General features: G+C 42.2%; 7 protein-coding genes. All 7 read right to left on the bottom strand.

Annotated elements, in window-relative coordinates; genetic code table 11:
• Positions 1 to 57: 57 nt before the first annotated feature.
• The 7 genes from G587_RS0103200 to G587_RS0103170 all read right to left on the bottom strand — a co-directional run bounded on the left by G587_RS0103200 (position 58) and on the right by G587_RS0103170 (position 15170).
• Positions 58 to 1035 (bottom strand): radical SAM protein, encoded by a 978-nt coding sequence (locus tag G587_RS0103200; protein WP_242830025.1) that lies wholly within the window; start codon positions 1033 to 1035, stop codon positions 58 to 60.
• Between the two features lie 19 nt (positions 1036 to 1054).
• The gene (gene tadA, locus G587_RS0103195; protein WP_026491062.1) at positions 1055 to 1606 is read right to left on the bottom strand and encodes a tRNA adenosine(34) deaminase TadA; all 552 of its coding nucleotides are present in this window, start codon (positions 1604 to 1606) and stop codon (positions 1055 to 1057) included.
• 17 nt (positions 1607 to 1623) lie between these two features.
• Positions 1624 to 2715, bottom strand: coding sequence for a PucR family transcriptional regulator (locus G587_RS0103190; protein WP_026491061.1), 1092 nt, complete (start codon positions 2713 to 2715; stop codon positions 1624 to 1626).
• A gap of 197 nt (positions 2716 to 2912) precedes the next feature.
• Positions 2913 to 4022, bottom strand: coding sequence for an ABC transporter ATP-binding protein (locus tag G587_RS0103185; protein ID WP_026491060.1), 1110 nt, complete (start codon positions 4020 to 4022; stop codon positions 2913 to 2915).
• Between the two features lie 223 nt (positions 4023 to 4245).
• Positions 4246 to 4959: a YesL family protein gene (locus tag G587_RS21185; protein WP_051200644.1), complete on the bottom strand. Its 714-nt coding sequence runs from the start codon at positions 4957 to 4959 to the stop codon at positions 4246 to 4248.
• Between the two features lie 168 nt (positions 4960 to 5127).
• Positions 5128 to 6063 carry an alpha/beta fold hydrolase gene (locus G587_RS0103175; protein WP_026491059.1) on the bottom strand — a complete coding sequence of 312 codons (936 nt, stop codon included), beginning with the start codon at positions 6061 to 6063 and terminating at the stop codon, positions 5128 to 5130.
• 131 nt (positions 6064 to 6194) lie between these two features.
• Complete coding sequence (locus G587_RS0103170) at positions 6195 to 15170, bottom strand: SpaA isopeptide-forming pilin-related protein (RefSeq protein WP_026491058.1); 8976 nt, start codon at positions 15168 to 15170, stop codon at positions 6195 to 6197.
• Positions 15171 to 15209: the final 39 nt, after the last annotated feature.

Genomic DNA, 15209 nt, shown 5'->3' with positions numbered 1-15209 from the left:
AGAGGGCATATTGTCAACCTCTCCGCGCTTGTAGTTTTCATCTTTTTCTTCTATCTTCTACAGACCTTCAAAATCAAAGGCAGGAATAAAGCTCTCAGCATCCGTTCCTTCGCCCTGGAAAAATCCATTTTCAAGTCCAAGCTCTATTGCATAATCTATAAGCTCATCGTAATCATCGGGATTAACTCCCTTTAACAGCTCGGGGTATCCTGTCAGATCTCCATGGGGAGTGAACTGATTCATTATGCTAAGATACACCTTATCTCCATATCTATGAAGGAGCTCTTTAACGATTTTCTTGGAATCTGCTAGTTGTCCCGGAAGCATAAGGTGCCTTATTATTACTCCGCTCTTCATCAGAGGTCCCTCATAATCATCCTCTGACTCTTCCATTAATAAATTGTAAGCGTTTGCTCCTATTGGCCTATTCGCAAAGAACTTCGGCACTCCAACCTGCCTCAGCATCTCATCAATCGCCGCGATGGAGGTCTCAAAATAACCTGGCGCATTGCTATATCTTAAGGAAAGCTCCTCGGAGTAGTACTTACAGTCCGGAAGATAAATGTCTATCAAACCCTCAAGCGCCTTAAGTGTATCCACATTTTCATAGGCACTTGTGTTATAAACTACAGGAATGGAAAGCCCCTGATTCCTGGCATTCTCCAGCGCAGGAATAATTAATGGAACAAAATGCGTGGGCGTAACCAGATTGATATTCGAAGCACCCTTTTCCTGAAGTTCAAAAAAAATCTCAGATAATCGTTCCTGCGGAATCTGTTTTGAAACATCTCCCAATGCGATCTCTGAGTTCTGGCAAAAGACACAGTGCATATTACAGCCTGAAAAGAACACCGTGCCTGAGCCCTTCTCCCCGGAAATGCAGGGTTCCTCCCAGGCGTGGAGATATGCCCTTGCCGCAGTGAGGTGCGCAGGCTGCCTGCAATAGCCAAGCTGCCCCTTAGTCCTGTCCACGCCGCACTTCCTTGGACATATAATGCATGTTTTCAAATCAAGCTTTTCCTGCCCTGTCTTCAAAATATATTACTCTCTAAAATTATGAATTTTGTTCTTCAGCAGCCTCGGCAAGCTTTCTCGCTTCCTTCTCTGCTTTATTTCTCTTTCGAAGCTCTGTGAAAAACTCCTTAAGGATATCGCTGCAGTCCTTCTCCAGAACGCCTCTTGTAACATCGACCTGATGGTTAAACTCAGGATTCTCAAGGATATTTAAGACTGTTCCGCCACATCCCGCCTTAGGACTTGAAGCTCCCATAACAACCCTTGGGATTCTCGACTGCACAATAGCCCCGGCGCACATCTGGCAGGGCTCCAATGTCACATAAAGAGTGCACTCCTCCAGTCTCCAATCGCCCATCTTTTTGCATGCCTTTTTAATAGCTGTTATCTCTGCGTGGCAAAGAACGGACTTATCAGTGTTTCTGCGGTTATAGCCTCTTCCGATGATCTTGCCCTCGTACACGATAACGCATCCGATGGGAACCTCTCCAAGCTCTATTGCCTTTCGCGCCTGTTTAAGCGCTGCTTTCATGTACTTTTCATCGAGCTTTTCTTCATCACTCTTTACATTTAACTGGGGGTATTTACTCATAATATCTTATTGCTTAATTAAAAATTATTTGAATCCACATATTTCATATAGTTCAGAACCATCAGCGCAATCTTAAAGGTAAGCGCCTCATCAAAGGTTCTGATATCAAGGCCTGTAGCCTTCTCAAGCTTCTCAATTCTGTACACAAGTGTATTTCTGTGAACAAAGAGCTGTCTTGAAGTCTCTGACACATTGAGGTTATTCTCAAAGAATTTATTAATTGTATTTAAAGTTTCTTCATCCAGATTCTCCGGTACCTCGCGGTCTCCGAAGATCTCGTCGATGAATATTCTGCAAAGGCTGATGGGAAGCTGATAAATAAGTCTTCCGATTCCCAATGTGTTATATGCGATAACATGCTTTTCAGCATAGAAGATCTTGCCAACATCAAGAGCCATCTTAGCTTCCTTGTAGGATTTACTAAGATCCTTGATCTCTCCAACTATTGTTCCGTAGGAAACACGAACATCAAGCATAGCCTCAGTGTTCATCATATCCACAATAGTTGTGGCAATGCCCTCGATATCCTCATAGGTCTCCCCTGACTTAAGGGACTTGATCAGGATAACACTGGACTCATCAACCGCTGTAACATAATCGCCTGTCTGAGATGTATACATGCTTCCAAGAAGCTCAGCAGCGCCGCTGTCTCTCTCAGCCCTTGTCTCAACGAGAATGATAACTCTCGGAACATTTACGTCTATTCTAAGCTTCTTCGCACGATTGTAAATATCGATAAGAAGCAGATTATCAAGAAGGAGGTTCTGGAAAAAGTTATTCCTGTCATATTTTTCCTTGTAGGCCACAATAAGATTCTGCAGCTGACTTACGCAGATTTTGCCGACCATGTATGCATCCTCACCCTGACCTGAAGCAAGAAGGATATATACAAGCTCGCCCTCATCCAATATTTTCAAAAGATGTACTCCGCTAATAACCTGAGATTCTACAGGTGATTCTGCAAAACTTGCAACAAAGTCTGTGTCAAAATCAGGCGCAGAAGCTGTTGCAGCCACTGCTCTTCCCTTTAAATCCATGACACTAAGTTGCACTCTTGTTATAGCTGAAAGCTCATCAATACTATTCTGAATAATCTGTGCTGTTATCATGAAAACCTGCCTCCGTGATATGTTATATGCATAATCATAGAATAAATCAATATAGTTTGCAACAAAGCGGATATACAGCGAACGCTTCGCGTTCCCTGTCACCGTTTGCACGGTGTATAAGAATAATAAGAAAGAGTCCATGACACATAAATGCGTCTGGACTCTTTTTATTATTCTTGCATATCCTGCTTTGTCGCTTAGTTTGTGATAACCTTCTCTGTCTCTTTGTCGAATACGTGAATCTTCTCAACGTCGAATGCGAACTTAACCTTATCGCCAGGACGAGCTGTTGTACGAGAATCAACTCGTGCTGTTACAGGGAAGCCTGCAAGATCGAAGTACAGATAAACTTCTGCACCAAGAAGCTCGTATACGTTGATTGTTGACTCAAATACAGCCTTAGATGTGCTAACAACCATCTCAGAATCATCAACATCCTCAGGACGGATACCGAATGTAACTGTCTTTCCAGCATAGCCACCCTCGATAACCTTCTTAGCCTTAGCCGGAGGAAGCTCGATTGACTGACCTGCGATCTTGAGGCAAGCCTTGTCGCCAGATACTTCTACTTCAGCATCAAGGAAGTTCATCTGAGGTGATCCCATGAATCCTGCAACGAAGAGGTTGCAAGGCTTGTCATAGAGGTTCTGAGGTGTATCAACCTGCTGAACAACACCGTCCTTCATAACTACGATTCTTGTACCAAGAGTCATAGCCTCTGTCTGGTCATGTGTAACGTAGATGATTGTGGTACCAAGTCTCTGGTGAAGCTTAGCGATCTCAGTTCTCATCTGTACACGGAGCTTAGCATCAAGGTTTGAAAGAGGCTCATCCATAAGGAATACCTTAGGATTACGAACGATAGCACGACCCATAGCAACACGCTGTCTCTGACCACCGGAAAGAGCCTTCGGCTTACGATCAAGAAGGTTTGTAAGATCAAGGATCTTAGCAGCATCCTTAACCATCTTGTCGATCTCAGCCTTCGGAACCTTACGAAGCTTAAGGCCGAATGCCATGTTATCATATACTGTCATATGAGGATACAGAGCGTAGTTCTGGAATACCATTGCGATATCTCTGTCCTTAGGCTCTACATCGTTAACTACGCGATCACCGATCTTAAGTGTACCTGAAGAAATATCTTCAAGACCTGCGATCATACGAAGTGTTGTTGACTTACCACATCCTGAAGGTCCAACGAAGATGATGAACTCCTTGTCCTGAATATCAAGATTGAAATTCTTAACAGCTTCGAAACCGTTAGGATAAACTTTGCATACATTTTCAAGTGTTAAACTTGCCATTTCCTTTTCCTCCTCTTTTAACTGGCAAAATAGGATACCGAGTACCCTCAAAATCGTTTTTCACGATATAAAAAGTATAGCCAAAGCGATTTGCTTTGGCTATGCAACTATTATACAAAGATTTCGGTAATCGTTGTAAGTATTGCTTATTTATTTTTTGTTTATAAATTCTTTAGGAATATTTGCACAAATTTTATAAATTCTTGTGTGCATGTTGTCAATATTACTTCTTATCTCTTGCTTCCTGCATACGCTTTATTGCAGCCTGAAGCTCCTCATCGTCATCATCTGTGCGAACTTCTTCATCGCCAGTATCTGCAACCTTGGGCTCAAACTTCTTGAAAAGTCCGTTGTACATAAGAGCCATAAGATAAGCAGGACCTGTGAGACCAAACATGATGAGTATCGGTACGATCCTGATATCGAAGAAATACAGAAGCAGAAGCGGAATAAGTGAAACAGCTGCCATTCCTACTGTTCTGGGAAGACCGAGAATTGAAAACATACATGCATTCTTCAGAGTGTTCTTGATAGGATTCTCGAATCTTGCCTGAAGCGGGAATATATAAAGTGAAATCATATAAAGGATAAGCACAATTCCCAGCATAATGTATGTATATATCGAAGGAAGCATTGCTGCATTGGCTCTAACCCAAAGGAAATCAACTCCGATAATACCTGCAAGCACCATGATGATTATCCACAAAATTGTGGCCTGCTTAAAATTAAGCTTAAAGGACTTCCAAAATCCCTTTACAACGTATGTCTCTTCATTTCTTACCATTTTCAGAAGTACATAGTGCATACCTGTAAGAGCTGCTCCTCCTGTGAACGGTATAAGAACAAACAAAAGTACAACCAGATTCAAAATCATAAGATCTGCAACTCTGTTGAGTGCTCTTATGAAAGGACTGTCTAAATCAAATATCTTACCCATAACATAACTCCTTATAATACAATGAAGTTCTGCTCTCGCGCTAAAGCGCTCGCCAGAACTAAGTTCGATCACGAAAATCATAGATTTTCTATCTCACTTAACAAAAAACGCTCAAGCACTACTATAACATGCTTGAGCGTTAAATGCATTTCAATTATTGATTTTTTATCATCCTATTGTCTTCTTGATCCATTCAAGCTGATCAGCAAATACCTTCTCACGGCCAATCTCCTGCTGAAGCTCATGTCTCATTCCCTCATAAAGCTTGATCTCAAGATTCTGAAGGCCAATCTGATCCTTCCAGATTCCATAGAGATGCTCTACACTCTTGCCATACTCACCAACAGGATCTTCCTTACCTGCTGTAAGGAGGATTGGAAGCTTCTTCGGAATATCTTCCATCTTACCTGTATCCTGAACTCTGTTAAGGAGCTCGAAAAGTGTCTCAAAACCATTTATGGTAAATACGAAATTATCCTTGGGATCGTTCTCGTATTTCTTAACACTCTCTTCGTTGTGAGAAAGCCAGTCAAATTTGCTCTTAGGACTGGATATTCTGCTGTTATATGCCTTGAATGCCATATTGTTCATGAAATTGGAGCGATGCTTTTCACCAAAGAAGGCACCAAGTATTGCACACAATGTCTTACCGGACTTGATTGTTCCGGGATTCTGCCATCCTGTTCCCTGAATGATAGCACCCTGAATACCTGTACCATATCTTGTAAGGTACTCTCTTGCTACAAATGAACCAAAGCTATGTCCAAGAAGGATAACCGGAATTCCGGGATACTCTTCCTGTGTCATCTTCTTAAGTCTGTGAGCATCTCTTAAGATTACTGTGGCAGGATCATTCTTGCAGAAGTATCCATAGGGTACTCTGGTAGATACTGAATCTCCGTGTCCCAGATGATCATTTCCGATTACCATGATTCCGTTCTTTGCCATAAAATTGGCAAATTCATCATAACGGTCAATATACTCCTGCATACCATGAATGATCTGCAGAATAGCAATAGGCTTTTCATCTGGAATCCATCTTATCGCATGAATAGTAGTTTCGCGGTCTCTAGATTTGTAAGTAAGTTCCTCTTTTCGTGCCATAATACCCCCTTAAGCAAGATAGCTTTTTTAGACATATATCTTCTGTGTATATTTTACCACAATATCGTCATACACATTCTTAAAAATTCGTTAAATTGTTATATTTTTTATAATTATTTCATGATTACCACTTATTCAGTGTCTAATTTAAACGGTGAGCCTGATATTTGTTTAGGTTCACTTACCTTGATAGTTCCTCCTTCGTCTTTTTCCACATCGATTCTTATCCAGCAATCACTGCCTGCTCCGCCATTTGCAGTCTCATGTAAGAAATAAGTACCTACACTTAGCTTTCCAATATAGAACGCTCCGGCTGCGCCGGCAGTCCAGCTTTCGTTTTCACCATTCAGAATCCTGAGTCCGTCACTTCTGTATATCTCAAACTTAGGTCCAGTAAGCGGTAAGCCATCTCCTCCTACCTTCTTTAAAACGACCTTGGTTACTTCTTTTGACAGATCTATGATTCCAAAATCACCTATAACAGCTCTGTTCTTCTGGATACATTCGGTATCAATCTTTTCAGCAGCATCATCCTTATCCATTCTGACGATCACATACATCGTCTGATTCTCGCCGTTTTCTACTATATCCAGTGTTTTTCCTGTATCCTTCCGGACATCCTCTACTGCCTGTTTAACGTAGTCCTCTCCTACATAAATTCTGTAAATATACTGTAGATGATTTTCCTCATCATCAGGATCCTTACCTTCTTCTACATAGTAATCAGGCTCATATTTGGCAGGTGCTGTTGTCTCCTTCATGTAATATATTCCAGCAGGAATCTTGAAAATCAGATTGCCCTTTTCATCAGCTGAATCAGTCGATTTGACAACAGTTGCCACTTCTTCATCATCACCATTCTTAAGAATAATATTCTTGTACTCCGTGGCGCTGCCATCAACAACTGATGCAAGCGAATTATTATCGCCTTCCTTTGTTGCATCATAGAAGGTGAACTGTGCTTCACCAAGTCGTTCTGCCTTTCCATCAGTATCAGCTTTACCGGAAATCTTCTTAAGAGCAATTTCAACTCCGCTGCTATTGGTTACAAGCGCACCATTACAGATAGCTATCTGCTCTTCACCGACTTTTTCATAGGGCTTCTTGGTCCAGACATCTTCTGTTCCGTTTTCTGTTATTGCATAAGGCTCAACCATACCATAGGACGGTGGCATATCGATTTTGGACTTTGTAATGGAAACTGTTCCGTCATTCTTTACCTCAACTTCGAATTTCGGAGCATACTTTTCATGTCCCTGATATCCCTCCGGAATCTCTTCCTGAATCGTATAAACAATTGGTTCATTCTGAGGCCATGCAAGGTACAGGTTAAGAAATCCCTTGTCATTTGTAAGAGCATAGAACTCACTCTTATTGTTCTCATAAAGAACGTTGTAGTTTCCATCAGGATTTTCGCCATCATTTCGATAATAAAGCCTTATGGGATCATCACTACCCTTAAGATATACCTTGAACTTAACGTCCTTTATTCCCTCTTTTTTATCATTGATCTTCTTGATTCTGAAAAGGGAAATTGGCTTAATGTTGTTGGTAAGGTTAGTTGTAAAATTATCCTCGTAATCCGTATTATCTGTCGGCTCTGCTGATGTCTTAACAGGTATTTCCGGATCCCACTGCTTTTCTTCACCATCATCAGATGCTCCGGTGTTAGTCTGGTTATAAGTCAGCTCTGTACCAAAGGTTGACTTACCTGTAACCGGATCCCTGTCGTCGTAATTGTTCTCCTTAATTGAAAAGGTCTTTTCATCATCAAAAGTTATAAGCCAGGTGTAGGTACCGGTTATATTGCCGTTGCTATCTGTTTTCTCCTTGTAATCAACATAGCCAAAGGTATCATTAGCAACCTTTGCCATGCCGGTCTTTGATATTGCGGCATTATTAGTCACCCGGTTTAGTAGTGTAAGATACAATACCTCGTCAGGATTTGCATTGTTTTTAAGAGTGATATTGAACTTCTTCTTGGCAATATCAACCTTTCTGGATATCTCTGATTCCGAATCTCCCTCCTGTATTTGTTCAATACCATCCATCAGTTTACTGATATTATCAGCATTACCCTTAAAGGTCTTGGTTACTGTCACACAGCTTATCTTCTTAGTAATCTTGGCGTTGATATGCCATCCAATCTCACTGTCTCCTGACTGGTACTTAACAACTACCCATCTGATCATGTATTTATCCGGAGTAAGCTCACTTTTATTAATTTTCTCGCTTCTACCGGTAATTTCATTGTATATAAATATATCTCTTGTTGATTTCTTGCTAAGATAATCAAACACACGCTCATCACTTGGAAGATATGAAATCTGCCATGTGTGACCCTTATCTACATTGTCACTTACAGGTCCTACAGTGCTCTCAGACTCATATTTGTCATGAACAGTCTCGTCTATTGCACCGCTATCAGAATACCCGTCGCTTCCTGCAAGCTTTCTCCTAACAGCTTTATCAGCTCTGACGATATCCTTCTCAGTTCTTGTTACAGTATTTTCGTCGATAATATACTGCATGAAATACTTATAGGGCCTCTTGGAAGGAGCTCTGCATTCAGTATGGGCAACAGGATAGCCATTCTCATCAAGCTGGTACATAGTAGCGCCATCGATATGAATATACATACTCCTGTCTTCAGTAAGGAACTGATTAGCATTGTTCGGATTATCAATCTGGTCAGCATTTCTAAGCACTGACAAATTCACTGACGGATTTGAGTTTCCTGATTCAGCCCATTGGTAAGACCATACAACCTTGAGCTCTATCGTTCCATCAAGATTCTCATCATATTTTGAAAGATCACGCTTATTATGATCGAGATCGTAAGCGCTTAAAACTGCTCCTGTTTCTGTTTCCCATCCCATGAACAAATAGGTGTGATAGAACGTTAAATCTCCGGATCCGCTATAGCGCTGATATGTCCTTACATTCCTATTAGGGAAATATCCATCTGGGTCGGTCTTTTCCTGATAAGATATCCAGTACTTTCCATCGCCATCCTTATAACCGATGTTTCTGAGTGAATACTTTTTTATGTCATCCTGAGCCACAGTTTCAGTTGCCAGATACGATGTTCCGGCATCATAAGGAAGGTCAACGATATCAGGAAGCTTATCTCCAATTATTCCTGTACCGTAACCAGGCTCAGCATCAAACATCTGATAGATTACCTTATATTCAATTTTTTCCTTCTTAACCAGCTTCCATACAGCCTTAATGTTTATGGTAGAGCCTGAAGGTCTGATCTTTGGAGTAAGTCCCTCCATGTAATTTACAAGATCAATTATTTCAGTCGGTATAAAGGTCTGCTGATCATGAATTCCTGTAAGGCCAGCAATTTTCCAGCCCACAAACTCGTATGTGTACTTCCAGTTATCATCATAGGAATAATACTTATCAGCGGTGGGAGCCTTCAGCTCATAATTTTGAAGAGGTCCTGTCGTATCCGATGCATTCCCTGAAACAAATTCTGTAGTTGCGGCCGGAAGATTATTCTTATAACCCACATCATCCACTTCCTTAGGATAGGTGTAATGCAATGTGTAGTGAGTCAAAGTGCTGACTTCCGCAATGTTAAACCACTCATTTGTAGCAGTACCATCAGAGCCTTTTAAAAACTCATAGGCCTGGAAATTCTTACCACCATTTGAATAGTCAACTGCGAGAGGCGCCGTATTACTTCCACCGAAAATACGGATCTGTCCATTTGGTAAAGTCGCTATAGTAAGGGCCTGCTTCGTATCTGTCAGCCTAAGATGTGACTTTCCGCCATCCCATACCAGATTCAGATATTTTCCGACCTGAGTTCCTGAAGCAACCTTAATATAATGCTCAAATTTGTTCTCGCCCTTCTCAAAATTCCAGGTGGCATTAATTTTAACTGACGCCGTTTCCACTATCTGACCTGTGGTTTCGTTGACAATACCTTTAATATTATCAGCTCTTAGCATGTCGCCTCTGCCACTTTGTGTCACCTTCACATCAGCAACAGCAAACTTATCTGGTGCCTTAGTCAGATACATAGCATAGTTGCCTTCTATAGTAATATCATTTATGAGCAGCATCTTGGCTGTCTCAGCAGGATTTGAAGGATCAGTTGCAGCTATGCCAAACTGAGAATCCTTTGCTCTTCCAATATTCAGATATTGTCCGTTGTATCCAGGTATAGAAGCTGTCTCATCATAGTACTCAAGCAAGTGATACTCGCCAAGATCAACAACCTTGAACTGAGCACCCTTTGATGCTTTTGTGAACACCACCTGTCCATTCTCAATTCCAACATACTTCTGTCCGTTGTGAATCTTGTAGCCATGGTCATCAAGAATAAAGGTCCACTCGGTAGACATCGTCGGAACCTGAGCCTGAGTATATGTTGATCCATCCTTATAGGTAAGGAAATATCCGCTTCCAGTGATATAGAAGCTTCTTCCATGGTAGGATTTATCCTCAATATCAGTACCATTAACTGCAACAGTAAGCTGCATATGCGCTGTAGCAGTGTTAGCTATCATATCAAGGTGATCTGCTGCTGCTCCATATCCAAGATATTTATTAGGCAAATTTGACTCAGCAAGGCACAGAAGATGATAGTCACCCCAGTCTGTCGATGTAAATTCGCTGGCATTTGTCTCAGTACCCAGCATCCAATCAGTTCCATCATTGGACAGGTAATTGGTTCCGTTGCTAATTCTGTAACCCTTTCCAAAAAGCTCAAAATTCCATGCTGTAGCCTTGGCAGCATCATCGGTGTATCCAAAACTGACAGGAGATGTTGATCCATCTATGAAGAGATAATACTTTGTAGCTGGATCTGTAGTTGTATCCTCATATGATATGTAATACTTTTCGCCATCAAGGGCAGTATCAAATACATCAAAGGTAGGTAACTTGATGATTGTATAGGTTGAGAAACCGCCTGTAGTAAACTCAATCTGACCTTCATTTACAACAGGCCGAAGAACCTCATTGGCTTCCCCAAAGTGAACAACCTTAATCTCTTCGTCTTCTGCGTCAACCTCTTCCTGCATAAGTTCTACAGAAACCTTTACATCCTTAACAGGCTGGTATGTATCACCAGTTTCAGGATTAACAAATGAAATATCAAATACATGTGCACCCTTTACATATTCACTGTAGGTTCCAAGTTCCTTTGCACTTTCCTCCACAATGCCTGCATACTCAGCACTATCACATGTAGTTTCAACCACTACAAGCTCAGCATCTGCGGGAATACCGGATGCATTATCATAATCAACTGTTATCTGATAGGTACTATCATCAGATGTGACAACCTTCTTGGCACTGATAGGCTGCACAAGAACATAAACGGAAAATCCGTCTGCAGTAAAGTTGACGAAATCCGCAGACTCATTTGCTGCAGGGTTCTCATCCTCAGCCTGTGAGTTCTTCTCAGTCTCATCCTTCTTAAGCTCAGTACCGATAACCTCAGGATCATCCTCCTTTATGTGAACAGCTGTCACTTCATCATCAAGGAAAAGCTCCTTATTCTCATAGAAATTCTCTGCCTTTATTTCTACATCAACAGGTGCCTTCGGCTGGATTTCTTCGCCGTCCTTCATGATTGCAATATCAATTGCCTTATAGCTAGCGACTTCCTCAGAATCTATCTCCATTGCTTCTGTGGCATCACTAATAAGCTGAGAATAGTCATAGTCCTCGCTATCCTCTGTGATATAGGTAACCTGAAGCTCGGAGCCTTCAGGAATCTCTGCATCCTTTCCAAAGGTTATGGCTACGCCACTTCCTTCTGCCTCAAGGCGACCCTCTATAGAATCATCTTCCGGCTCTTCTTCCTCTTCACCTACTACCATCGCATAGGATTGTTCTTCTATAAGATCCTGGTCTTCCTTTTCCTTATCCTCTGTAGGAGCTTCGGCTGCTGTCTCATCAGCAGGCTTCTCCTCCTGAGGCTCTGCAGTCTCTGTCGCAGTTTCATCCTTTGCTTCTTCGGTTGCGGGCTCCTCTGATGGAGCTTCTGTATTTTCCTCTAAAACCTCATCCTGACGAGTCTCTTCCTGCTGTGTCTCACTCTCCTCAGATGTGGTTTCTTCAACCTGTTCTTCAGGCTGAGTCTCTTCTTCCTTAATCTCTTCCGCCTTCTCCTCTTCCTCAGCAGGAGCCTGTTCCTCACTTGAGTCCTTATTTTCGGCGAGGTCCTCCTCCGGAATAGGCGTAGTTATGACCTCTTCTGCGAGAGACCTTAATATATCGGATTTACTGAGGTCGCTGGCAAAGGCCTTGATAACCGCAAAGGGATCAGACATTGTAAATCGAACCCTTGCAGAACTGTCTGCATTTATTACATGTGTTTCCACAATGGGCCAGTCGCCGTAATGCGCTTCTACAAAGAACATGTCAGAAGAAGCCACATCCTTTAGCTGTGAGCAGAAGGGCATAGCGAAAATTGCAGGCTGAAGTTCACTGTCATATCTATGTGTTTTATCCTGACGAGCCATTGTTAAGTCAGCTGCTGCCAGCATGAACTTGTTGTACTCGTACTCATCTTCACCCTTTTCAAGAGGCTTATCTATTGCCTTTAAGCCTTCTGCGTCCTTCTTGACATTACCTACTCCCTGCAAATACTTGCCATCTTCAGTAGGATTGATAATCTCAAAATAGTGATCATCTGATACTCCGGCACCACCAAGACTTCCGGCAAAACCGCCTGCAGAGGCTGCATTTGTAAAGAATACCTGTCCTACTGCATAGCTTTTGGATATTGTTCCACCTGATGAAGCACCGACAAAGCCGCCAACTGTTCCGGCTGTTGCAGAGCAGGTTGAATAACTGTTTTGAACAGATGCGCCATCAAGCTTACCTGCAAAACCACCTGCATTAGAGCTTCCTATAACATTAACTCTTCCCTTTGAGCCATCTGACTGAACCTTGTCATATCGTCCAATCTTATTATCAAGGGTTACAGTATGACCGCCTGAATGGCACATATCTATTGAAGCTCCGCGAGCGCTGCCAACAAAGCCTCCGGCATTTCCACCGGTTGCTCTTACATACAGCGCTGCTGCTGCGCCTGTAACACTTCCACCATCCATCTCACCGATGAGACCACCCGCGTTCTTACCGCCTGTAATCTCCAGTTTGGAATCGTCAAAGCCCACTGTTGTTCCGGGAGTGTTGCTTCCCTCTACACCGGTAATCTCGCCGTTGTATGCCAGCGTATTCTTAATCTCTGAGGATGATGCTTTTCCTGCAAGAGCTCCTGCTGAACCTGCAGTAGTCTTGACAGAGATATTCTTGATTACACAGTCCTCTATGGACGAACTGTTTAGCACGCCAACTACGCCGGCTGTATCTCCGGCTCCCGTAATTACCTTGTTTGCATCCTTCTTTTCATAGATGAGCACATTTTTAATCTTGGAATTATCAAGCTCACCTGCCAGCATTCCTGTACCGCCGGCATTATTATTCTTAATATCAAAATTGGTAAGAACAAGATTAGCAAGCGTAAGATTTGACTGCTTACCGAATAACCCGATATCTGCCGGGTTTCCTACTATCCTGTATGAACTGTCAGAAGTGTCTATTCTTAATCCTGTAATGTAATGGTATTTGTTTTCCTTCTTAGATGATTTGAGGTTTACCTCCTCCGGATTTTCCTTTGTGGCATCCTCAATATTTCTAAGGGGCTGAGCACTCTTTGCTGTCTCAAATCTATATCCGTTAAAGGATACGAGCTGAGTATTGGATATAGGTGTGAAATTACGTATTACACCCAAAGAGCCGCCCTGCTTATACAGGTTCTTCTCCTCATCCCAGGTGATATCCTCGAGAAGTACAGCATCCATGCTGCCGGGATTACTGTTACCTGCTGCCATCTCGGCCTTTACCTCTGAAAACTCCGCTGCAAGATTCTGAAGATGTCTGGGGTAAACTATCTTAGCTACGCCATTTGCACCTTCTACGTCAAAATCTGCATACAGACTGTTCTCAGTATTTGAGATTGCGCTTGTCCTTCTGACATTCTGTGAATAATTGGAATTACCATCAGAAGAATCCCAGACCTTTACGGACATAGTGATATCATCACCGGGTGTTATATAATCGCCTAACGCACCGCCACCCTTTACTTTAAGATCCTTAAACTGTCTGTCGATATCAAGACTGTCGAGCTTTATATATCCAATAAGACCATATTTATCATTCGAATCCGTTGTATCACCAAAGCAGGATACAGGGATTGTATTTCTGACATCATTAGTGGTGATAACTATTCCTGTCCTTCCATCAGACTCAAGGAAATTGCTACCACTATCACCTGCATAGTTCTGCCAGTATATTTCATTTGAAGAGATGTCAACCTCGTCTCCGTCTGACGTCGACTTGGTTCCCTTAAGAGATATTCTGAAGGAGAGATTCTCAATTGCAGCCCTTGTGTTCTCGTCTGCAGTAATCTTGATGACACCAAGAAGGTCACGTCTGTTAAGAATCCATGCGCCAACTGACAGACCATTCTTAGCAGAAGCTCCCAGGACGCCGTTTGCACCCTCTGAGTAATAGCCCACATAGGCATCAAAGGCTGCTATTCTGTCCTGCGGTGTTCCTCTTACAGGCGCACCACTTGGTGATTCGCTAAGTCCTGCGATACTTGTTCCGGCTTTTTCCAGATCATCACTAAGAATAACCGCAAATACATTAAGGCTGACAGGGTCGTACTCTATGATCCAGGATGCGGATTTTATCTCTGCTTCCAGAGAGTTATCCTCTGCAAACAGGTTCTTTGCTTCTCCCACATCCTCCGATGTGATATACGCCAGTGTTGCGCCCTCATAGTTAAAGGTCTTGGCATTGTACAGCTTTTCAACTACCGCCTTTACCTTTTTATCTTCCTTCTTCTCTGTCTTTTCTTCAGTTACGAAAAGCTCCATCATTCGGCTTTCAGCGGCATAATAAACAGCCTCAGCTCTTTTATCAAGGTGAGACTGTCGCATATTCCTTATTAATCTCATGCCGGCAATAAAGCCAAATGCCATAAGAATTATGATAATAGCTATAACTATTAATAGCTCTGCAATCGTAAAGCCTTTTCTGTCTTCTCTTAAGTTAACTTTTTTCATTACCAACTAACTCCCCAACTAGTATTTTATTTTAAGAAA

Source organism: Butyrivibrio sp. XPD2002, assembly GCF_000423945.1.
Classification (GTDB): Bacteria; Bacillota; Clostridia; order Lachnospirales; family Lachnospiraceae; genus Butyrivibrio.
Note: the sequence above shows the minus strand (reverse complement) of the source record. Positions and strands in the feature narration are given on the sequence as shown.